We start from the raw sequence: 21,264 nt of genomic DNA, 5'->3' as shown, positions 1-21,264 counted from the left end.
GGCTTGCCTTCATGAGGAGTGCGAGTCTCGGCGTTTCATCGGTTTCCGCGCGGTGGCGGCGCGCCCGTTCCCGGCGTGCCCTGCCGCTGTTCGCGTTGCTCGCCGCGCTGCTGGTGGGCGTTGTCGCCTGCGGGGGCGGCGAGGAGTCGAGCGCGTCGGGGCAGGCGGGCCAGTCGACCGCGACGCTGGCCAACACCGATCCGGTCCCGATCGGCCCCGCGCCCACGCCCGCGCTGCCCGCCACGGTGCGGTCCTTCGACGGCGCGCAGGTGACGGTCGCCTCCGCCGACCGGATCATCGCGGTCGACCGCTACGGCACCCTCGCCCAGACCGTGTACGCGCTCGGCCTCGGCCCGAACCTGGTCGGGCGCAGCACCGCCGCCGCGTTCCCCGCCGTGCAGAACGTCCCGAACGTGGCGGGCGGCAACGGGTCGCTCAACATCGAATCGGTGCTGGCGCTGCGGCCCACGGTCTTCCTCACCGACACCACCACCGCGACACCGGCCGTACAGGAACAACTGCGTTCAGCGGGCGTCACGGTCGTCTACTTCGACCCCAAGCGCACGATGGACGGCGTCGGACCGCAGATCGAGGCGGTCGCGAACGCGCTCGGCGTACCGGCGGCGGGCAAGGCGTTGGCCCAGCGCACCAGTGACGAGATCGCCGCCGCGAGCGCCGCCGTGCCCCCGCAGGACCCGCGGCTCACCATCGCGTTCCTCTACCTGCGCAGCACCGCGATCACCATGATGGCGGGCCCGAATTCCGGGGCCGACGCGCTCATCGCCGCCCTCGGCGCGCGCGACGCGGGCGAAGTGGCCGGACTCACCGAACCGTTCACCGCCATCACCTCCGAGGCGATGATCGGCGCGGCCCCCGACGTCCTGCTGGTGATGACCGACGGGCTGAAATCCGTCGGCGGCGTCGACGGACTCGAGAAGATCCCCGGCATCGCCCAGACGCCCGCGGGCAAGAACAAGCGGGTGGTCGACATGTCCGATGCCGTCCTGCTCAGCTTCGGGCCCAACACCGGACGCGTCATCGCGGCGCTCAGCGAAGCCGTGTACGGGACGAAACCCGCATGATCGACTCCGCCGCGGGCGGGTCGAGCGCGCCGGCCCCGGAGCGGATCACGAAGGACCCTCCCCCGTCGCCTCCGCCCGCGCCCGCCTCGCGCGGCCGGACCCGCGTCACGCTCGTGTTCGCCGTCTCGATCGCCGTGCTGATCCTGCTGGCCCTGGCCTCCGCGGCCATCGGTCAGGTGCCGACCACACCGCTCGAGGTCGCGGGCAGCGTCGCCCACCGCATCGGGCTGGACTGGGGTCCGCTGCCCGCGCACCCCGCGGGCGAGGTGACGCTGTGGGAGGTGCGTTTTCCCCGCGTCCTGCTCGCGGTGCTCGTCGGCGCGGCGCTGGCCACCGCGGGGGCGCTGCTGCAAGGAGTCTTCGCCAATCCGCTCGCCGAACCGGGCGTCATCGGCGTGTCGGCGGGCGCGGCGGTCGGCGCGGGTACGGTCATCGTGATCGGCGGCGCGTTCGTCGCGGCCTGGTCGATCGCGGCCGCCGCGTTCGCCGCGGGCCTGTTCACCACCGCGCTGGTGTATCTGCTCTCGCGCGCCAACGGCCGCACCGAAGTCGTGACGCTGGTGCTGACCGGTGTCGCGATCAATGCCTTCGCGGGCGGGCTCATCGCGTTCCTGCTGTTCGTCGCCTCCCCCGCCGCCCGCGACCAGATCGTGTTCTGGCAGTTGGGCAGCCTCAACGGCGCCACCTGGCAGTCGGTCTGGGTGGTGGCACCGCTCGCCGCGCTCGGCATCGGCGCGGCCGTGCTGGTCGCCTCCCGACTGGATCTGCTCGCGCTGGGCGAATCCGCGGCCCGGCACCTCGGCGTCGACGTGGAACGGTTGCGCCGCACCGTGATCGTCATCGTGGCGGTGCTCACCACCGCGGGCGTCGCCTTCACCGGCATCATCCTGTTCGTCGGCCTGATCGTCCCGCACGTGGTGCGGATGTTGGTCGGTCCCGCGCACCGCGTCCTGGTCCCGCTCAGCGCGATCCTCGGCGCGGTCGTCCTGCTCGTCGCCGACGTGGCCGCGCGGTCGCTGGTCGACAACGCGGATCTGCCCCTGGGCATGCTGACCTCCCTCATCGGCGGCCCGTTCTTCTTCTGGCTGCTGCGCCGCACCCGCGCGCGCTCGGGCGGGTGGGCATGAGCGGGAGATCGAAGACAACGGCCTCCTGCGAACGCTGCGCCGGGTCCACGGGCCGTCACGAGAACATCGGAGGGTCGGCGTGGTGACCGGAGTCGTGCGCGGGATCAGCACCGCGCTCGGGCGCGTGCACGAACCGCCGGCGACACCGGAGCGCGGGACGGTGACGTTGCGCGCTGTCGGTGTCGGGATCGAACGGCGCGGCGGCGCGGGGGTTCCGGCGCGGCGGGTGCTGGACTCCGTCGACTTCGAGGTGGTCGCCGGTCAGGTGGTGGCCCTGGTCGGGCCGAACGGCGCGGGCAAGTCGACGCTGCTGGCCGCGCTCGCCGGGGAACTGCCGCCGACCGACGGCACCGTCGAGTTGGACGGGCGCTCGCTCGAACACTGGACCCCGTTGGACATGGCGCGCCGCCGGGCGGTGCTGCCGCAGAGCCACACGGTCGGATTCCCGTTCACCGCGCGCGAGGTCGTCGCGATGGGGCGCGCGCCGTGGGTGCGCACCGTCCGCGCCGAACACGACGAGCAGGCCGTCGACGCCGCGTTGGCGGCCGCGGACGTCACGCATCTGTCCGCGCGCTCGTTCCCGACGCTGTCCGGCGGCGAACGCGCGCGGGTCGCGCTGGCCCGGGTCCTGGCCCAGGACACCGACACCCTGCTCTTGGACGAACCGACCGCCGCCCTGGATCTGGGCCACCAAGAAGCGGTGCTGCGCTTGGCCGCCGAGCGCGCCGCCGCTGGGTCCGCCGTCGTGGTGGTGCTGCACGATCTCGGGCTCGCCGCCGCCTACGCCGACCGGGTCGCCGTCCTCGAGGACGGGCGGGTCGCCGCCGACGGACCTCCGCGCGAAGTCCTCACCGGGGACCTGCTCAGCCGGGTGTATCAGCACCCGGTCGAGGTCATCGACCATCCGGTGACCGGCGCGCAGTTGGTCCTCCCCCGCCGCGGCTGACGCCGAGTCGCGGCCCGCGCCGTAATACTTCTCGGCGGGCAGGTCCAGCAGGTCGCGGTCCGCGGCCTGCCGTGGACCATCCCGGGGAGTGATCGCCGCGCGCCCCTGCTCCGAGCGCACCGCGGCGACGACATCGCCCGGCGGCGTCTCCGCCCCTCAGCGCCATACGAGTTTCAGGACCGCCGGGGTCAACAGCATGCGGATCACGGTGGCGTCCAGGATCAGCGCCGCGATCATGCCGTAGGCGATGTATTTCATGAGCACCAGATCGGAGAAGCCGAACGCGCCGGTCACCACGATCAGGATCGCGGCGGCCGAGGTGATGACCCCGCCGGTGTGCGCGACGCCGTAGCGGATGGCCTCGGGCGGGTCCGCGCCGGCCGCGCGGGCTTCGGCGACCCGGGACAGCAGGAACACCTCGTAGTCGGTGGACAGTCCGAACACCACCGTGACGATCAGCGCCAACACGGCGAACATGAGCGGTCCGGGGGTGAAGTGGAACAGGTCCGCGCCGTGGCCCTCGACGAAGATCCAGGTCAGGATGCCGAGGGTGGCGACGAGGCTCAGCGCGCTCATGACCACGGCCTTGACCGCGAGCACGATCGACCGGAACGCCACGAACATCAGCAGCCCGGCCGCCAGGGCCAGGATCGCGACCAGCAGCGGCAGTCCGGCGAGCAGTCCGTTGATGCTGTCGCGCTCGAGCGCGGGCACACCCGCGACCATGACCTCCACGCCGGGCGGTTCCGGAATGGCGCGCAGCGCGGCGATCACCCGGTCGGCGTCGCGTTTGTCGGCGAGTCCGGCGTTGAGGACGTTGACCCCGTCCTCGGTCGGGGCGCTGGGCTCGAATCGACCGGTCAGTCCGGGTATCTGGTTGGCCTCGTAGCGGATGTCGCCGAGTTCCTGTGGGGTCGCGCCCACGACGACGAGTTTCAGCGGTTCGGTGCGGAAACTCGGGAACAGTTCGTCGAAATCTTCCTGGGCCATCCTCGCCGGATTCTCCGCGGCCAGGTATTTCTCGCTGATGCCGCCGAATTCGATGTGGCGGAACGGGATCGCCAACGCGAGCAAGGCCAGCACGATCGGGATGGTGACCGCCCACGGCCGTCGCATCGCCCAGCGCGCGAGGCGGGAGAAGAAGCCCGCGTCGATCTGCGCCTCGGTCTTGGTGCGGGAGAACCGCTTCCAGCCCAGGAAGTCGATGCGCCGTCCGGCGATGCTCAACGCGGCGGGCAGCGCGCTGACCGACAGCAGCGCGGCCAGCAGCACCGAACTGATGCCGCCGTAGGGCACCGAGCGCAGCACGCCGTTGGGGAAGATGAACAGCGCGGCCAGGCTGGTGGCGATGATCGCGGCCGAGAACACGACCGTGCGTCCCGCGGTGGCCACGGTGCGCGCGGTGGCCTCCTCCACGCTGTGCCCCGCGGCGAGTTCCTCCCGGAATCTGGTCACCGTGAACAGGCCGTAGTCGATGGCCAGGCCGAGGCTGACCAAGGTCATGACGGTACTGGCGAACACGTTGACGTCGATGAATCCGGTGAGCCCGCGCATGATTCCCGCGGTGCCCATGATGGTCATGCCGCCGATGAGCACCGGCAGCAGCGCGCCGATGACGCCGCCGAACACGAAATACAGCAGCAGCGCCACCAACGGCAGCGCGATGAGTTCGGCGCGGTGGATGTCGTCCTGCATACCGGTGTTGAGACCGGCGAGGATGGGTTGCAGTCCGGCGGCCTGGACGGTGGTGCCGCCGGGGCCGGTGCCGGGCGGGCCGACGCCGAGGTCGTCGACGATGGCCGCGTAGTTCTCGACGGTGGCCGTGCCCTCGCCGTGCAGTCCGACGCTGGCGAAGGCGTGGGTGCGTCCCGCGTCGGTGGCGTTGGCGGCGAACGGGCTGTCCCAGTAGCTGTCGATCTTGAGGATCCGGTCGGGGTAGCGCTCACGCAGGTCGGCCAGCGCGCCGGTGACCGCCGCGCGTACCGGCGGATCGTCGACCGTGCCGCCCTCGGGGGCGGTGTAGACCAGGATCAGGTCGCTGTCGGTGTCGCGGCCGAAGGTGGCGTCGGCCAGTTTCGAGGCGGCCACCGACTCGCTGGTCTCGTCGAACCAGCCCTCCTGGGTCAACCTGCCGGTCAGGTCGCGTCCGTAGAGGCCGGACAGGACCACGGCGAGCAGGCAGGCCGCGAGCACCGCGTACCGGTGCCGATACACGAAGCGCCCCCACCGCAGCGAGGCCGAATGCACGGCGCGGGGAGGCTGTTCCGACGTCCGCGGCGGAATGCGCTGCTGCACCACGTCGGGGGCCTATCCGCAGGCGGGCGTGCGGTAGTCGGCCGACCGCAGGATTCCGCACAGATCGGTGCGGGAGATCTTCCACTTGCCGTCGATGAGCACGAAGTGCACGACGGTGGTGCGGATCACCTTGCCCGAGCCGTCCTTGTCCAGGCGCATGGTGGCGGTCAGGGTGCCGTCACGGTTGTCGAACACCGGGTCGGTGACGCCGTAGATCGCCTGCGGGTTGTCCTGCAACGCCTTGTACATGTCGGGGATCGCCTCGCGGAACACCTGGCCGTCCTCGATGAGGTCGGTGCGCTCGGTGTCGGGCAGCGCGGGATCGAGCGCGCGCTTGATCTGCGAGTCGAGTTCGGCGGCCGTCGGTAGCGGCCGGTTCGCGGCGCTCGAGGACGCGGCGACCGAGGAGGACAGCGCCTCGTTCGCCCGCGAGCGCGCGGCGTCGACCGAGGCCTCGTCGGTTCCGGAGTCGCAGGCGCACAGCACGGCGAGCACGGCCAGGACGGCGGGCACGGTACGGACCAGTCGTGTGGTTTGCATCACTTCCTACATACCATCGATGACGGATCCGATCCGCCCCAGCAGGGCGCGCACGGTCGTGACGTCCCTCGCCGATTCGGTACGGACCGCTTCGGCGTCGGGGATCATATCCCGGACCAGCGCGACGACACTGCGCTCGTCCTCCAGGTCGACATCGGTGACCCGTGCCCGCGCCACCGCGACCACATCCTCCGGCCCCGGTACGTCGGTGGTCAGATCCGGTCGGTAGATCTCCAGCGTCAGGGTGGATCGCACGGTCCGGAAGGCGTACGGCCTGCCGTCGGCGGTGGTCCCGAACCCGTGAGCAAACGAACCAACGGTGATGTCGTCGATGGCAAACCCCGATGGATAGTCGGCTTTCAACCGGATCTCCCTGAGTTGATCATTGTTTCTCCCCCACCGTAACCGTTGTGTCCGACATGCCGGGCTCGCCGACACCCCGGTACGCCGCGGTGTCACACGGTCGTGGTCAGATGGTGACACTGCGTTCAGCCCGTCAACGGTAGGTAAGGAGTTCGGAGGATGCGCCCTCGCGGCCCGGTTGCCCACGCGCTCGCGGGCATGGCGATTCTGGCATTGCTGACCGGATGCTCCTCCGACGACGACGGTGCCGACGTCCCCACCCGCGAACCGGCCACCGCCGCCGCCGCACCCGCCACGACCGGCACGCCCTCCGGCGCGGTCACGCGTTTCGGCCCGATCCGCGCCCTGCTCGTCGAATCGGGCAGCGGCCGGGTGGTCGCGCTGGATCCGGCGGGGGCCACCCTGTCGGTCCTCGACGCCGGCGCGGCGGGCACACCCGTCACGATTCCGCTCCCGACCCCCGCCACCACGCTGGTCCAAGGAGCCGACGGGCAGGTCCTGCTCCCCGCGGGCGCGAAGGTGCTGCGGGTGGACCTCGCCGCCGCCGCGGTCACCGAGATCCCCGTCGAGGGCACGGCGGTGTCGGTGGCCCGCCGCGCCGACGACACGCTGGTGGTCGGCACCGCCGAGGGCATCGTGCGCACCCTGTCCCCGACGGGCGAGGTGCGACACAGCGTCGACGGCCTGGTCTCGGCCGACGTCCTCGCGCTCACCCCGCAGCGCGTCGCGGTCCTCGATCGCAGGCAGACCTCGATCACCGAGATCACCCCCGGCGCGGACCGTCTCGGGTTGGCCCTGCGCGCCGGCGACGGCGCCACCTCGATGATCGCCGACCACTTCGGCAGGGTCATGGTGACCGACACCGCGGGCGGCGAACTTCTGGTCTACACGACCGATCCGCTCGTGTTGCGTCAACGTTTCCCGGTAAGATCGTCGCCTTACGCACTCGCCTACGATCGACGGTCCGACACCGTGTGGGTGAGCTGCACGCAGAGCAACGAGATCGTCGGCTTCGATCTGTCGACCGGTATACCGAGGGAAGTGGGTCGCTTTTCCACCGTGCGCCAACCCGATTCGGTGACCGTCGACGAACGCACCGGTGATCTGTTCGTCGGATCCGCGACCGGGGACGGTCTGCAACGGATTCGCGCGGACGAGCGGAAGAGAGGGCAATAGAGTGGCGCCGAACACCTCCCGCGGGGCACTACCGGCGAGCTGGGAGACCACCAGCGACGACTACGAGTACGTGCCGCTGCGACTACCCAAGGACGTCAGCCGCGTCACCGCCTCCATGCGTTTGGCGATCCAGGCCGAATTCGGCGGCTGGGAGCTCTCGCGCGTGCGCGCCTACACCGACGGCAGTCGCCGGGTCTTGCTGCGACGGCGAAAATCGGCCGTACTACCCCAGTCCGAGCCGGGGATGTGACGCCGCCGATGTACGCATGGCTGCTGCGCCTGATGTTCCTGTTCCCGCCGGAACGCATCCACCACCTCGTCTTCACCGCGCTGCGTCTGCTGGCGCGGTTTCCCGTGTCGGGGTGGGCGTTGCGCCGGTGGGTCGTCACCGACGATCCGATCCTGCGCAACACCGCGTTCGGGGTCGATTTCCCCGCGCCGCTGGGGCTGGCCGCGGGCTTCGACAAGAACGCCGACGGCGTGGACGTGTGGGGGACGCTCGGGTGGGGCTTCGCCGAGATCGGCACCGTCACCGCGCGGGCGCAGCCCGGTAATCCCGCCCCGCGCCTGTTCCGGCTGCCCGCCGACCGCGCGTTGATCAACCGGATGGGTTTCAACAACCACGGCGCCGCGCGCGCCGCCGAACAACTGCACGCCCGCCGCAGCGCGGTGCCGATCGGCGCGAACATCGGCAAGACCAAGGTCGTCGAGGCGGCCGACGCGGCCGACGACTACGCGACCAGTGCCGCCCTGCTCGGCCCGCTGGCCGATTTCGTCGTCGTGAACGTCAGCTCGCCCAACACCCCGGGCCTGCGCGATCTGCAAGCCGTGGAGTCGCTGCGCCCGGTGCTGCGCGCCGTACTCGACCAGGTGTCGGTGCCCGTGCTGGTCAAGATCGCCCCCGACCTGTCCGACGACGACATCGACGCCGTCGCCGACCTGGCCGTCGAACTCGGTCTGGCGGGCATCGTGGCCACCAACACCACCATCGGCCGCACCGGCCTGCGCACCGACGCGGCCGAGGTCGCGGCGATCGGCGCGGGCGGCCTGTCCGGCCCGCCCGTCGCCGACCGCTCGCTGGAAGTGCTGCGCAGGCTCTACCGCCGCGTCGGCGACCGCGTGGTGCTGATCTCGGTCGGCGGCATCGAAACCCCCGCGCAGGCCTTCGAGCGCATTCTCGCGGGCGCGACCCTGCTCCAGGGGTACACCGGCTTCATCTACGGCGGACTGTTCTGGACCAGGAACATCCACCGCGGCTTGGCCCGCCGCCTGCGCGACCAGGGCTTCACCTCCCTCGCGGAGGCGGTCGGGGCCGAACACGCGGCCCCGGCCTGATCCGACCCAGGCCCTCAGGCGTCGAGGGCCTCGCCGAGCGGCGGCAGCGCAGTATCCGGGTCGTCCTCGGCCCGCGCCAGGATCTCCCGGGCCAGCAGGATCACCGCGTCCTCCCAGCCGATGTCGAGCACCTCGGCGCGGTCGACGATCGCCGCCCGCGCCACCGGATCGTCCACCAACTCCGGGGCGCTGACCAGTTCGTCGAGTTCCATGCCCGCGAGCGCCTGCGCGCGGGTCAGCGGCCGATCGGGCAGCCAACTCAACTGCCAGATCCGCTCTCCGGATCCCATCCCCCGATAAGCGAATTCGGGGCTGCGATCACTGATCATCGTCCACGGAGTGGTTTGTACGGTCATGGTGACCTCCGGTACTACAGCCTGGGCTGCTCCAGCGGATATCCGCATTGCCCGGCAGTGAGCGCCCCACGAGTGGGCCCAGCGATCGTGCCGGTGCGACTGGGTGCTGACGATCTCGGTGAGAACCTCCCCGCAGCGGCGTATTCCCCGTGTCACGAGCTTCGTTCTCATCACCAGACCCCTCCCGAGTTCCTGGTGGGCGACTGCGCGCCTACCCACCAGTGTGGCCGGTCGGTCGCGTCATCGCTACTCCCAATCTGCCAAATGACGCCTCAGCTACGTCAATTGGCATGACACTGGTAGTAATAACCGCGTACCGGCTGGCTAAACGCCGGGCTCGCGCCTATCGTGAGCGCGGGACGACGAATCGGCATCGGCCACGCGGAGGGGTGGATCTGCCTATGGCTGCGCAGGATTCGGCGCTGGTCGCCGTGCGCGACACGCTGTCCAGACTCGGCAAGCACCGCGGTCTGGCGGCGGGCGCGGCCCGGCTGCGCACCACCCAGGTCGACATCGGCCCGCTGCTGGCGCTGCGCGTGGTCCAGGATCGCGCGTTCCGCGACGGTCTGCCACCGGATCAGGTGGTCCTCGAGGTGGTGCGCGAGGTGGCCGACCGCCTCGACCCGACCGACCGTCTCATCGCCGACGCGGCGCTCGCGCTCGGTCTGCTGCGCGCCGAACCGCCCGCCGGGATCGAACTCGACCGACTCTACGCCCCCGATCTGGGCGCGCGCCGCGAATATCTCACCGTGCACTGGCGGGTGCTGCACGAATCGCTGGGCGCGACAACGATTCCGACCCCGCCCACGGTGCGCACCCTGCGCGCGACACCCGAGCGCCGCGCCTTCGGCGCGCTGGCGGCCCTGCTCACCGACGAGGCCCAGGCGGCGGACGATCCGCGCGCGAGCGCCGAGGCCGGACGCCCGAGGATCGGCACCGTGACCGTGATCGGCGCGGCGGTCATCGATCACCAGTACATCACCGACCACATCCCCACCGCCGGTGGGCGACCCGCGCGCGGACGATTCGAGGAGCACCTGGGGGGCAAGGGACTCAACCGCGCCGTCGCCGCCGCGCGTCTGGGCTTCGAGGTGCGCTTGATCACCGCGATCGGCGACGATCCGGCGGGACAGCGCATCCTGCGCTATCTGCGTCGGGAAGGCGTCGATGTCGATCTGGTCAAAGTCGTTGCGGGCGAACCCACCCCGGTGGCGGCGGTCATCATGACCAGCGAGGGCGCGATCGCCACCATCGGCGGCGCCGATCAGAGCGTGTGCCTGATGCCCCAGGATCTCAACAAACCGGCCGCGCGCCAGGCGATCACCGACGCCGACGCGGTGCTGCTGACTTTCGAGCAGCCGATCCCGGTCATCCAGCAGGCGATGCGCCTGTTGCGCACCGCCGACGCGCCGTGGCTGCTGGTGCAGCCGACTCCGCCCATCGACGCCCCGCAGTACGTCTACGAGTACCTGCGGCGGGTCGACTATCTCATCGGCAGCAGTCAGGAACTCGGCGGTCTGCTCACCGATCCCGCCGACGGCCAGGACACGGCGGCGCAACTGCTGGCACTCGGCGTGGACACGGTGTGCACCGTGGAAGGTCTGGAGTGCCGTGCCACCTCGGACGCGGATTCGGTGCTGCACGTCGGCCGGTTCGCGGCCGCTCAACTGCGCGAATCCATCGGCGCGCGTGCGGCGTTCATGGCCGCGCTCGCGCGCCGTCTGGTGCTGGGCGAGGGCCGCGCCGATCACGAGGCGTTCCGGTGGGCGACGGCGGCGATGGCCGCCACGCAGTCCCTCGGCGACATCCCGGAGGCGATGCCCGATCCGGCGGAGATCGATCGCATCGTCGGATTCTCGCCCCGCTAGCGCGCACGCCGTGATCATTCGCCCGCCGGGGCGGCGCTATCGTCTCGTCGTACGCGTCCGGATTCCTTCCCCACTCATGCTTCGGAGGAGCATTGACCACCACTTCGTGGAGTCTCGCCGACACCGCACACCGATTGACACGCAAAGGTCGCGAACTGCGGGTCTCGGTGCGGGAGTTACCCGGGGACCGCGACGGCGGTCACCTGCTCGCTTTCGGGGATGTCGCCGACGACTGCCTGGTCAGGATCCATTCGCGCTGCCTCTACGGCGACGCGCTGGGCTCCGAGGACTGCGATTGCGGACCGGAACTGGATCTGGCGATGGACATGATCCAGGGCGAGGGCAGCGGGGTGCTGGCCTATCTCGAACAGGAGGGGCGTGGTGCGGGCCTGATCGCGAAGGCGCTGGGGTTGCGTGAGAGTGAGCGCCACGACGTGGACACCTTCACCAGCTACGACCGACTGGGCCTGCCCCGCGATGCCCGGTCCTACGTCCCGGCCGCGCGGGGGCTGCGCGCGTTGGGTCTGCGCCGCGTGCGGTTGTTGACCAACAATCCGACCAAGGCCGCCGCGTTGGAGGCCAACGGCATCCGGGTGATCGTGGAACCGCTGCTGACCCGCCCGCGCAGCGAACGCGCGCGCAGATATCTCCAGACCAAACGCGATGCGGGGTCGCACTGGCTGCCGACGGGGACCCTCGGGCCGTGGGCGGCCGAGTTCGCCTCGCCGGAGACGACGTTGCCGATGCCGATCCTGCCCGACGACGCCGCGTGGTCGGATGATCCGGAGGCCGAGGTCCGGCCGGGCCGCTACCGCTCCCGACGGGCGGACCACACGGGCTGAGGTCGGTCGGTTCGGTGGCCGCCGATGACATAACGGACACAACGGACACAGAACCGGCCATCGTCTGGCTACGATAAGTGAGCCGCGCCACTCGATGACGCGCCGGTCCGTGCGACGATGACACAACACACGCCACACTCTGTCGTGAGCGCGGACCCTGCCCGACAGCGACCCTGCGGGACGCGTCGAGGACGGCTCACGACAGAGATATCGGGACAGGGACTATGAGCACACGAGAAATAGGATTCGCCCACGAATCGGGGAAGACGGTTTACACCATTCCCGCGGCGTTCCAGGAGACCGTGACACTGCGACCGGACGCGGTCGCGCTGCGCACCGTCGGCGGCACCAGGGAGATCACCTGGAAGGACTACGCCGCGCGGGTGAAGTCACTGGCCGCGGGCTTCGCGGGACTGGGCGTCGGACACGGCGACGCGGTCGGCATCATGCTCACCAACCGACCGGACTTCAACCTGGTCGACACGGCGCTGCTGCATCTGGGCGCGATCCCGTTCTCGATCTACAACACCAGTTCCCCCGAACAGATCACCCATCTGTTCAACAACGCCGAGAACAAGGTCGTCGTCACCGAGAGCGCGTTCCTGGACTCCATCCGGGCCGCCGACACCCCGGTCGAGCACATCGTGCTGGTCGACGGTCCGGCGGCGGGCACGCTGTCGCTCGAGGACGTCGAGGCCAAGGCCGCGCCCGACTTCGACTTCGACGCCGCCTGGCGGGCCGTCACCGCCGACGATCTGGCGACGCTGATCTACACCTCGGGCACCACCGGCCCGTCCAAGGGCGTCGAGATCACCCACCGCAACGCCATCGCGCAGATCATCGCGCTGGTGAAGGGCCCGCTCGCGGTCGGCTTCGACGACCGGGCGATCTCCTACCTGCCCGCCGCGCACGTCGCCGATCGGATCTCCGGGCACGCGATCAGCCTGCTCACCGGCATCCTCATCACCTGCGTCCCCGATCCGCGCGAGATCGCCGCCGCGCTGCCCGACGCCGCGCCGACGATCTTCTTCGGCGTGCCCCGCGTCTGGCAGAAGATCAAAGCGGGCATCGACAACAAACTCGCCGCCGAGCCGAGCCCGGTCAAGAAGAAGTTGGCGCTGTGGGCCATCGACACCGGTGTCGCCAAGGCGCGCGCGGACCTCGCGGGCCGCGGCGTGAGCCCGGTGCTGTCGGTGCAGTACAAGCTCGCCGACGCGCTGGTGCTGTCCAAGCTGCGCCAGGCCCTCGGCTTGCAGAACCTGCGCGTCGCCTCCTCCGGGGCGGCCGCGATCCCCGCCGAGACCCTCGAGTACTTCCTCGGCCTCGGTTTCACCGTCTCCGAGGTGTGGGGCATGTCGGAGACCACCGGCGTGGCCACCTACACCGAACTGGACAAGCCGCGCCCCGGCTCGGTCGGCCGGGCCGTGGACGGCCTGGAACTGCGCCTGGGCGAGGACGGCGAACTGCTCGTGCGCGGCCCCATCGTCACCCCGGGCTACCGCAAGCAGCCGGACAAGACCAAGGAAGCCATCGACGCCGACGGCTGGCTGGCCACCGGCGACGTCGCGACCATCGACGCGGACGGGTACGTGCGCATCGTGGATCGCAAGAAGGAACTGATCATCAACGAGTCGGGCAAGAACGTCTCCCCGACCAATATCGAGAACGCGGTCAAGGCGGCGTCCTCGCTGATCGGTCAGGTCGTGGCGATCGGCGAGGCCAGGCCCTACATCGCGGCGCTGGTCGTGCTCGACGTGGACACCGCGGCCGTGCGGGCCAAGGACCTCGACGTCCCGGGCGACGACATCGCCGCGCTGGCCAGGAACCCGAAGATCGTCGAGGAAGTGCGCGCGGCGATCCTGGAGGGCAACAAGAAGCTCTCGCGGGTCGAGCAGATCAAGCGCTTCACCGTGGTCGGCGCGCCGTGGGAGCCGGGCGGCGACGAGCTGACCCCGACGATGAAGCTCAAGCGCAACCCGATCGCGGCCAAGTACGCCGAGCAGATCGTGTCGCTGTACGCGACGCCGCTGCCGGACACCGTGATCAGCCTCTGATCCGCGCCCGATACGCCGATGGCCCCGAGTCCCAGGACTCGGGGCCATCGGCCGTTCGGCGTTCCTACTGTTCGTAGGTGCCCACCAGGACCGCGCGGGCCAAGGTGTGCGAGAACAGGTTGAAGCCCAGGAAGGCCGGGGTGGCGGAGGCGTCGATGCCGAGGCTCTCGACGTCCACCGCGTGCACCACGATGAAGTAGCGGTGCGGGCCGTGGCCCGCCGGCGGCGCGGCGCCGACGTACCCGGCGAAGCCGCCGTCGTTGTTCAGGGTGATCGCGGAGACGGGCAGCGCGCCGCCCTCGTTGCCCGCGTTGCCCGCGCCCGGGGCCAGCGAGGTCACCGAGGCCGGGATGTCGGCCACCGCCCAGTGCCAGAAGCCCGAGGCCGTCGGCGCGTCCGGATCGTAGACGGTGACGGCGAAACTCTTGGTCTCGGCGGGGAATCCGGACCACGACAGCTGCGGCGAGACATCCTTGCCGCCCGCGCCGAACACGCCGCTGACCTGTTCGTTGCCCAGCGGGCCGCCGTCGGTGACGTCTTCGGAGGTCAGGGTGAAACTCGGCACCTGCGGCAGGGCGTCGTACGGGTTGTGGGTCATCGACTCTCTTTCCTCGTCGGGGACGGACGATTCAGCTGTTGAGCAGGAAGTGTTCCAGGACCTGGGTGCCGAACTCCAGCGCGTCGACCGGAACCCGCTCGTCCACACCGTGGAACAGCGCGGTGAAGTCCAGTTCGGGCGGCAGGCGCAGCGGCGCGAACCCGAAGCAGCGGATTCCCAAGCGGGCGAAGGCTTTCGCGTCGGTGCCGCCGGAGAGCATGTAGGGCACGGTGCGGCCCTGCGGATCGTGGGCCAGGATCGCGGCGTTCATCGCGTCGACGAGGTCGCCGTCGAAGGTGGTCTCGTAGGAATCCAGCGCGGTGATCCACTCGCGTTCGACGTCGGGGCCGATCAAATCGTCCACCTCGCGCTCGAATGCCTCGCGGCGGCCCGGCACCACCCGGCAGTCGATGACGGCCTCCGCGGTCTGCGGGATGACGTTGGCCTTGTAGCCGGCCTGGAGCATGGTCGGATTCGCGGTGTCGCGCAACGTCGCGCCGATGATGCGCGAGATCGTGCCCAATTTCGCGAGCTGACCCTCGATGTCGGGGCTGTCCGGGTCGAAGGTCAGGCCCGTCTCCTCCGAGACCACCGCCAGGAATTCGGCCACCGAATCCGAGACCACCAGCGGGAAGGTATGCCTGCCCAACCGGGCGACCGCCTCGGCCAGGATGGTCACGGCGTTGTCCTCGTGCAGGAACGACCCGTGTCCGGCGCGGGCCTTGGCGCGCAAGCGCATCCAGCCCAGCCCCTTCTCGGCCGTCTCCACCAGGTACAGGCGCCGTTCGGTGCCGTCGGGGCGCGGGACGGTCAGCGAGAAGCCGCCGACCTCGCCGACCGCCTCGGTGATGCCGTCGAACAGGTCGGGCCGGTTATCGGCCAACCACTGCGAACCCCAGGTGCCGCCCGCCTCCTCGTCGGCGAGGAAGGCGAAGACGATGTCGCGCGGCGGCACGGTGCCCTCGCGTTTGAACTGGCGCGCGACCGCCAGCATCATGCCGCACATGTCCTTCATGTCGATCGCGCCGCGACCCCACACGTAGCCGTCGCGGACCGCCCCCGAGAACGGGTGCACACTCCAGTCCGAGGCCTCGGCGGGCACCACGTCGAGGTGGCCGTGCATGAGCAGCGCGCCCCGCCCGGAATCCGCGCCCTGCAACCGGGCGAACACATTGCCGCGGCCGGGGGCGCCGGATTCCACGTACTCGGTGGTGTAGCCCACCTCCCGCAGACGTTCGGCCACCCATTCGGCGCATTCGCGCTCGCCCTTGGTGGTCGCCAACTCCCCGGTGTTGGAGGTGTCGAACCTGATCAGCTTGCTGACCAGGTCGACGACCTCGTCCACCGCGCGGGAGCCGCCGTCGATCGATCCGGATGCTTCGCCAGTAACGGACACGTTCCTTTCCTACCACTGCCCGGACCCGTGCCGCGCCACCGCCGCCCGCGCGCGAGCGCACACCCGTTTCCGGCGTGCGGTTTCGCGCTCGCGGCGATCAGCATCACGGTGAGCCGAACTCGCGACCAGCGCGGTTCAGGCTCCGGCGGGCAGCGGGCGCACCACCGCCGCGCGGGAGCGCCCGCTGCCGACGTGGTGACGGAACAGCACCGACTGGCCTTCCACGAGGACCCGGTAGCCGGGCGCGTCGATACAGGAGTGCTCCACGAACACCGGCAACTGCGGCGCTCCCGCGGGCTGGATGAACCCGAATCCCTTCGGTCCGTCGAACCAGGACACGATGCCGCGCCGCCACTCCGGCGCCGACGTTGCCGACATGACGGTGTTCTCCGAATCGGAAACCTGCATCCGGTGTCTCGTCCTTCCACTGAAGTCTGTGCGGCAGACCGACTGTGACCGGGCACACGTAATACCGGTCACCTTCGGGGTATCTGCCGTCTACCCCGAATCCGAGAATGAAAACACCTCGATTCGTCGCCGGCGAATCGAGGACCCGCCGTGCGCGAGTCGCCCCGGCGCGCCGCCCTCGCGGAACGCGTTGTCCGAAACCGGATTCGGCGACCGTGACATATTCGCGCGCCGTCACGATAGGTTCAGGGGAGGACCCGGTGACGCAGGGAGGGCGGGGTGGCGCGGGCAGTGTTCGGGCACGGTACCGACGGGGGTGGGCATGACCGCCCCTGACCACGGCGAACAGCCGCGGCGGTACCTGCTGGCCACCGCAGTCGCGACGCACACCGAGGCCCCGCACTGGAACCGTCCGGGGCTCGAGCAGGCGCGCGAGCAGATGATCGAGCTGTTCACCGAGCGGTTCGGCTACGAATTCGTCACCACCCTCGGCATGAACCCCACGCAGTTCCAGCTCCGCAAGGAGTTGCGCGGTTTCTGCATCCGCGGCGACCTGCGCCCGCAGGACATCGTGGTGTTCTACTTCACCGGGCACGGCCACCGCCTCGATCAGACCGGCGAGTACGTGCTGGTGACCTCCGACACCGACCCGGCCGACCTGCCCTCCGCGATGACGACCACCGAACTCGCGCGGGTCATGTTGCTGGGCACGCCGGTGCGGCGGTTGCTGTTGATCCTGGACACCTGCTATTCGGGACAGGGCGGCGCGGAATTCGCCGCCGCCTCGGCCACCGCCGTGACCGGTCACTGGCGCGACGAACCCGACAACGGCGTGGTGGTGATCACCTCCACCCAGCCGCGGCAGTTCGCCCGCGCCGGGGTGTTCCCGCGACTGTTCCGCGAGGCGGCCGAGTCGGGAGCGACCGCGGGCGAGATCCCCGATACGCTGCCGCTGGACACCATCACCAAGGCGCTGCAACGCAATCCGGAGCTGAGCCGGGAGCAGCGCGTGGAATTCCACCATGTGCGCGGCAGCGGACCGGTCCCCCCGTTCCTGCCCAATCCGCGCCGCAAGCCCTCCGAGGTCGATTTGGTGCTGGCCCGGGTGGCCGAACGCGAATCCCACAGCACCCGCCGCGACGACGAGTTCCGCAACCGCCTGCTCCCGCTGGCCCGTGGCAGCACGGACCCGCGTTTCTGGTGGTTCTGCGGACGCCATCGCGCGCTCACCGACATCAGCGCCTGGCTCAGCGAACCGCGCGCGGCCCGTCCGCTGCTCGCGGTGACCGGTGCGCCGGGGTCCGGCAAGTCCGCCGTGCTGGGACTGATCGCCACGCTGACCCACCCGGAGTACCGCCGCATCGTCCCGACCGCCACCTTGGGTCTGCCCGAGGCCGCCGTTCCGCCGCCGGGGTCGGTGGACGTCGCCTTCCACGCGCGACGGCTCAGCGTCGAGGAGGTGCGGGCCGGGATCGCCGCCGCCGCCGACGTTCCCGCGGGCAAGGGGACCGAACTGGTCGGCGCGCTGCGGCGGCGCGAGGGCACGATGACGGTGCTGATCGACGCACTCGACGAAGCCGAGAATCCCGACGAACTGGTCCGGGAGTTGCTGTGGCCGTTGGTGCATCACTGCGGCGGCAGTTTCCGCCTGCTGGTCGGGACCAGACCCGATCTGTTGAAGGCGCTGCGCGCCGACCGCGCCGATGCGATCGATCTGGACGCCCCCGACTACGTCGACTTCCCCGCACTGGCGGCCTACGTGCGTCGCGGACTGGTCGAGGGCACACCCGAAACCGTGTACGCCCGCCTGGATGGCGTCTTCGTCGGCGCGATCGCCCACGCCGTCGCCGCGCAGTCGGCGCCCTCGTTCCTGGTGGCGCGCACGGTCACCGAGACACTCGCCGCCGACCCGCGGATCCCAGATCCCTACGACCTGGACTGGCAACGCTCACTGCCCAAGCTGCTCGACCAGGCGATGCACCTCGACCTGGAATCACGGCTGCGCGAGAACGCCGACAAGGCGCGAGCGCTGCTGCGTCCCTTGGCTTTCGCCGAAGGCGAGGGCCTGCCCTGGGAAGACCTGTGGGCGCCGCTGGCCTCGCGCATCGCGGGCGCGGACTACACCGACGACGACCTGATGTGGCTGCGCCGCAACGCCGAATCGTTCATGGTCGAATCCACCGAGGCCGGACGCTCGGCCTACCGCCCCTATCACCGCGCGATGGCCGAATACCTCAAAGGCGACCACGACCCGATCACCGTGCACACCGCCTTCTTCGAAGTGCTGCGCGGACGCGTCCCCGTCACCGCCGACGGACACCGCGACTGGTCACGCGCCCACCCGTACACGTTGCGCCACTTGGCGACCCACGCCGCCCACGCCGCCCGACTCGACGACCTGATCGCCGACATGGACTACCTCGTCCACGCCGTCCCCGAAGCCCTGCTCGCCGCCCTCCCCACGATCGCCACCGAAACCGGTCGCCTGACCCGCGCCATCTACCGCTGCTCGGCCGACCGCCACCGCACCCTGCCGTCCGCGCGCCGCCGCCAGGTCCTGGCCCTGGACGCCGCCCGCTTCCACGCCGAGGACCAACTGCGCGAACTCAACCGCACCCTGATCTGGCAACCACGGTGGGCCACCGGCAATCTCACCCACCGCGCCCACCGCGGCACCCTCGCCGGACACGCCCTCGCGGTCAACGCCGTCGCCGTCCACCGCGTCGACGGGCACCACGTCGCCGTCACCACCAGCAAGGACGAGACCGCCCGCATCTGGGACCTGGCCACCGCCTCCGAACGCGCCGTCCTGCAAGGCCACCGCGGCTGGGTCAACGACGTCGTCTGCACCACCCTCGAACACCGCCCCGTCGCGATCACCACCAGCAACGACCACACCGCCCGCGTCTGGGACCTCACCGACGCCACCGAGACCGCCGTCCTGACCGGACACACCGAACCGGTCAACTCCGTCGCCGTCACCGACCTCGACGGCCACCCCGTCGCGGTCACCACCAGCGACGACCACACCGCACGGATCTGGGACCTGCACACCGCGACCACCCGAGCCGTCCTGACCGGACACACCGGCTGGGTCGACGCCGTGACCTGCACGCGGATCGACGGCCGCCCCGTCGCCGTCACCACCGGCGACGACCACACCGCCCGCGTCTGGGACCTCGCCACCGGCACCGAACGCGCCGTCCTGCGCGGACACGAGAGCTGGCTCAACGCCGTCGCCACCCTCGACATCGACGGCATCCCGATCGCCGTCACCACGAGCCAGGACGAGACAGTCCGCGTCTGGGACCTGCGCACCGGCACCCAGACCGCCGTCCTGACCGGGCACGCCGGCGCGGTCGGCGCGGTCGCGACCACCCGCCTCGACGGCCGCCCCGTCGCCGTCACCGCAGGCGACGACCACACCGTCCGCGTCTGGGATCTGTTCGCCCACACCCAACGAGCCGTCCTGCGCGGACACACCAGTTGGGTGATCGCGGGCGCGGTCGCCGACATCGACGGGCAACCGGTCGCGATCACCACCGGCCAGGACCGCACCGCCCGGATCTGGAACCTCACCGGCGCCACACCGCGCGAGACGCTCACCGGGCACACCGCCCCGGTCATCGCCGTCGCCGTGGCCGACGTCGACGGACACCCGGTGGCGATCACCACCGGCGAGGACCGCACCGCGCGCGTCTGGGACCTGGACACCACACCCGGCGCGACCGACAACGGCAACGACAACGGATGGCTGGCGGCGGTCGCGGTCGCCGACATAGACCGCACGCCCGTCGCGCTGACCACCGGCCGGGACAACACCGTGCGCGTGTGGGATCTCACCGACGCCGCCGAACGCGCCGTCCTCGCCGGGCACACCCGACCGATCCACCGGGTCTCGGTGGCCGAACTGTCGGGTCGACCGGTCGCCGTCACCACGAGTTGGGACAACACCGTGCGCGTCTGGGATCTCACCGGCCAGACGTCCTGCACGGTCCTCACCGGACACACCATGCTGGTCAACGCGGTCGCCGTCACCCACGTCCACGGCCATCCGATCGCAGTCACCGCGGGCCGGGACGAAACCGTCAGACTGTGGGATCTGCGCACCGCCACCCAGTGCGGCGCGCTCACCGGGCACACCAGCGTGGTGATCGCGATGGCGGTGGCCCACGTCGACGGGCGCGCGCTCGCCGTCACCACCGCCCACGACGACGCCGTGCGCGTCTGGGATCTGGCCACCGCCACCCAGCGCGCCACCCTCACCGGACACAGCCGCTGGGTCAACGCGGTCGCCTGCACCACCGTCGAAGGACACGCCGTCGCCGTCAGCGCGGGCGAGGACGCCACCGTGCGGATCTGGGACCTGGCCACCGGCACCCACCGCGCCACCCTGTCCGGACACACCGAAGCGGTCAACGCCCTGGCCGTCACCGCCCTCGGCGACCGCCCCGTCGCGGTCACCGCGAGCGACGACCACACCGTGCGCATCTGGGACCTCACCACCGCCCGCGAACGGGCCACCCTCACCGGACACACCAGCGAGGTGATCGCCGTCGTCGTCGCGCACCTGGGCGACCGGCCACTGGCGATCAGCACCGGCATCGACAACACCGTGCGGATCTGGGACCTGGCCACCGGCACCGAACGCGCCACCATCGCCCGCCACCTGCACACCGTGCACGCGGCGACGGGACCGGGGTCGGCGACCGCGATCATCGACTGCCCGATTCCGCAGCCGACGGTGGCGGTCGGTCCGTCCGCGGAGATCATCCTCGGACTGGGCAACGACATCGTCGTCCTCACCCGGGGGCGCTGAGCGCGGCCGCCAACACCTGGGTGGGGTTCGACGCCACCTCGGTGCCCGGACCCGCACCT

17 protein-coding genes are annotated in these 21,264 nt (G+C 70.7%); 10 read left to right on the top strand and 7 right to left on the bottom strand.

The genetic code is table 11. The annotated features are described in order from the left end of the window. Positions 1 to 11: 11 nt before the first annotated feature. The 3 genes from ON30_RS15005 to ON30_RS14995 all read left to right on the top strand — a co-directional run bounded on the left by ON30_RS15005 (position 12) and on the right by ON30_RS14995 (position 3,155). Positions 12 to 1,082, top strand: coding sequence for a heme/hemin ABC transporter substrate-binding protein (locus tag ON30_RS15005; RefSeq protein ID WP_051029371.1), 1,071 nt, complete (start codon positions 12 to 14; stop codon positions 1,080 to 1,082). Further along, positions 1,079 to 2,209: a FecCD family ABC transporter permease gene (locus ON30_RS15000; RefSeq protein ID WP_083911411.1), complete on the top strand. Its 1,131-nt coding sequence runs from the start codon at positions 1,079 to 1,081 to the stop codon at positions 2,207 to 2,209. Before ON30_RS15005 ends, ON30_RS15000 begins: the two co-directional genes overlap by 4 nt. An 82-nt stretch (positions 2,210 to 2,291) precedes the next feature. Beyond that, on the top strand, positions 2,292 to 3,155 hold the full coding sequence (locus ON30_RS14995; protein WP_085999337.1) for a heme ABC transporter ATP-binding protein: 864 nt from the start codon (positions 2,292 to 2,294) through the stop codon (positions 3,153 to 3,155). 156 nt (positions 3,156 to 3,311) lie between these two features. Here ON30_RS14995 and ON30_RS14990 read toward each other — a convergent pair whose 3' ends face one another. From ON30_RS14990 to ON30_RS14980, 3 genes are read right to left on the bottom strand one after another with little or no spacing between them, the layout of a single operon-like run. Further along, on the bottom strand, positions 3,312 to 5,450 hold the full coding sequence (locus ON30_RS14990) for an MMPL family transporter (protein WP_373282549.1): 2,139 nt from the start codon (positions 5,448 to 5,450) through the stop codon (positions 3,312 to 3,314). Positions 5,451 to 5,462: 12 nt separating this feature from the next. Next, entirely contained in the window at positions 5,463 to 5,990 is a 528-nt protein-coding gene (locus ON30_RS14985; protein ID WP_040707658.1) for a WKL family lipoprotein, read from the bottom strand. A gap of 6 nt (positions 5,991 to 5,996) precedes the next feature. Further along, complete coding sequence (locus ON30_RS14980) at positions 5,997 to 6,353, bottom strand: hypothetical protein (protein WP_051029370.1); 357 nt, start codon at positions 6,351 to 6,353, stop codon at positions 5,997 to 5,999. Positions 6,354 to 6,512: 159 nt separating this feature from the next. Here ON30_RS14980 and ON30_RS14975 point away from each other — a divergent pair, with 159 nt between their 5' ends. Genes ON30_RS14975 through ON30_RS14965 form a run of 3 tightly spaced genes read left to right on the top strand, consistent with a single transcriptional unit; the run spans position 6,513 to position 8,864 of the window. Beyond that, a complete protein-coding gene (locus ON30_RS14975; RefSeq protein WP_040707656.1) occupies positions 6,513 to 7,529 on the top strand; it encodes a YncE family protein in 1,017 nt (338 codons plus the stop codon). A gap of 1 nt (position 7,530) precedes the next feature. Next, positions 7,531 to 7,779, top strand: a complete 249-nt coding sequence (locus ON30_RS14970) for a DUF5703 family protein (RefSeq protein WP_040707654.1) — start codon at positions 7,531 to 7,533, stop codon at positions 7,777 to 7,779. An 8-nt stretch (positions 7,780 to 7,787) separates the two neighbouring features. Beyond that, complete coding sequence (locus ON30_RS14965) at positions 7,788 to 8,864, top strand: quinone-dependent dihydroorotate dehydrogenase (RefSeq protein ID WP_040707763.1); 1,077 nt, start codon at positions 7,788 to 7,790, stop codon at positions 8,862 to 8,864. A 14-nt stretch (positions 8,865 to 8,878) separates the two neighbouring features. On the opposite strand, the gene ON30_RS14960 is transcribed toward ON30_RS14965, so the two are convergent. Further along, positions 8,879 to 9,220, bottom strand: coding sequence for a hypothetical protein (locus ON30_RS14960; RefSeq protein ID WP_051029369.1), 342 nt, complete (start codon positions 9,218 to 9,220; stop codon positions 8,879 to 8,881). 401 nt (positions 9,221 to 9,621) lie between these two features. On the opposite strand from ON30_RS14960, the gene ON30_RS14955 reads away from it, so the two are divergent. The 3 genes from ON30_RS14955 to ON30_RS14945 all read left to right on the top strand — a co-directional run bounded on the left by ON30_RS14955 (position 9,622) and on the right by ON30_RS14945 (position 13,984). Next, entirely contained in the window at positions 9,622 to 11,088 is a 1,467-nt protein-coding gene (locus ON30_RS14955; RefSeq protein WP_040707652.1) for a PfkB family carbohydrate kinase, read from the top strand. 92 nt (positions 11,089 to 11,180) lie between these two features. Then, positions 11,181 to 11,930 carry a GTP cyclohydrolase II gene (locus tag ON30_RS14950; protein ID WP_063719882.1) on the top strand — a complete coding sequence of 250 codons (750 nt, stop codon included), beginning with the start codon at positions 11,181 to 11,183 and terminating at the stop codon, positions 11,928 to 11,930. 224 nt (positions 11,931 to 12,154) lie between these two features. Further along, positions 12,155 to 13,984, top strand: a complete 1,830-nt coding sequence (locus ON30_RS14945) for an AMP-dependent synthetase/ligase (protein ID WP_040707650.1) — start codon at positions 12,155 to 12,157, stop codon at positions 13,982 to 13,984. Between the two features lie 64 nt (positions 13,985 to 14,048). On the opposite strand, the gene ON30_RS14940 is transcribed toward ON30_RS14945, so the two are convergent. The 3 genes from ON30_RS14940 to ON30_RS14930 all read right to left on the bottom strand — a co-directional run bounded on the left by ON30_RS14940 (position 14,049) and on the right by ON30_RS14930 (position 16,386). Further along, positions 14,049 to 14,582 (bottom strand): YbhB/YbcL family Raf kinase inhibitor-like protein, encoded by a 534-nt coding sequence (locus ON30_RS14940; protein WP_040707649.1) that lies wholly within the window; start codon positions 14,580 to 14,582, stop codon positions 14,049 to 14,051. 31 nt (positions 14,583 to 14,613) lie between these two features. Further along, a complete protein-coding gene (locus tag ON30_RS14935) occupies positions 14,614 to 15,978 on the bottom strand; it encodes a M20/M25/M40 family metallo-hydrolase (RefSeq protein WP_373282545.1) in 1,365 nt (454 codons plus the stop codon). A 135-nt stretch (positions 15,979 to 16,113) separates the two neighbouring features. Further along, complete coding sequence (locus tag ON30_RS14930; protein ID WP_281004730.1) at positions 16,114 to 16,386, bottom strand: cold shock domain-containing protein; 273 nt, start codon at positions 16,384 to 16,386, stop codon at positions 16,114 to 16,116. Positions 16,387 to 16,708: 322 nt separating this feature from the next. Here ON30_RS14930 and ON30_RS36130 point away from each other — a divergent pair, with 322 nt between their 5' ends. After that, positions 16,709 to 21,205 carry a caspase family protein gene (locus ON30_RS36130; RefSeq protein WP_051029367.1) on the top strand — a complete coding sequence of 1,499 codons (4,497 nt, stop codon included), beginning with the start codon at positions 16,709 to 16,711 and terminating at the stop codon, positions 21,203 to 21,205. Positions 21,206 to 21,264 lie beyond the last annotated feature (59 nt).

It is taken from the genome of Nocardia takedensis NBRC 100417 (assembly GCF_000308695.1).
GTDB classification, from domain to species: domain Bacteria; phylum Actinomycetota; class Actinomycetes; order Mycobacteriales; family Mycobacteriaceae; genus Nocardia; species Nocardia takedensis.
The sequence above is the reverse complement of the archived record's forward strand: the minus strand, read 5'-3'. Positions and strand labels throughout refer to the sequence as shown.

Coding starts and splice junctions, on each gene's coding strand:
- ON30_RS14975 (WP_040707656.1), top strand. CDS start 6,513: ATGCGCCCTCGCGGCCCGGTTGCCCACGCGCTCGCGGGCATGGCGATT.
- ON30_RS14985 (WP_040707658.1), bottom strand. CDS start 5,990: ATGCAAACCACACGACTGGTCCGTACCGTGCCCGCCGTCCTGGCCGTG.
- ON30_RS14930 (WP_281004730.1), bottom strand. CDS start 16,386: ATGCAGGTTTCCGATTCGGAGAACACCGTCATGTCGGCAACGTCGGCG.
- ON30_RS14940 (WP_040707649.1), bottom strand. CDS start 14,582: ATGACCCACAACCCGTACGACGCCCTGCCGCAGGTGCCGAGTTTCACC.
- ON30_RS36130 (WP_051029367.1), top strand. CDS start 16,709: ATGACCGCCCCTGACCACGGCGAACAGCCGCGGCGGTACCTGCTGGCC.
- ON30_RS14955 (WP_040707652.1), top strand. CDS start 9,622: ATGGCTGCGCAGGATTCGGCGCTGGTCGCCGTGCGCGACACGCTGTCC.
- ON30_RS14945 (WP_040707650.1), top strand. CDS start 12,155: ATGAGCACACGAGAAATAGGATTCGCCCACGAATCGGGGAAGACGGTT.
- ON30_RS14965 (WP_040707763.1), top strand. CDS start 7,788: ATGTACGCATGGCTGCTGCGCCTGATGTTCCTGTTCCCGCCGGAACGC.
- ON30_RS15000 (WP_083911411.1), top strand. CDS start 1,079: ATGATCGACTCCGCCGCGGGCGGGTCGAGCGCGCCGGCCCCGGAGCGG.
- ON30_RS15005 (WP_051029371.1), top strand. CDS start 12: ATGAGGAGTGCGAGTCTCGGCGTTTCATCGGTTTCCGCGCGGTGGCGG.
- ON30_RS14960 (WP_051029369.1), bottom strand. CDS start 9,220: ATGACCGTACAAACCACTCCGTGGACGATGATCAGTGATCGCAGCCCC.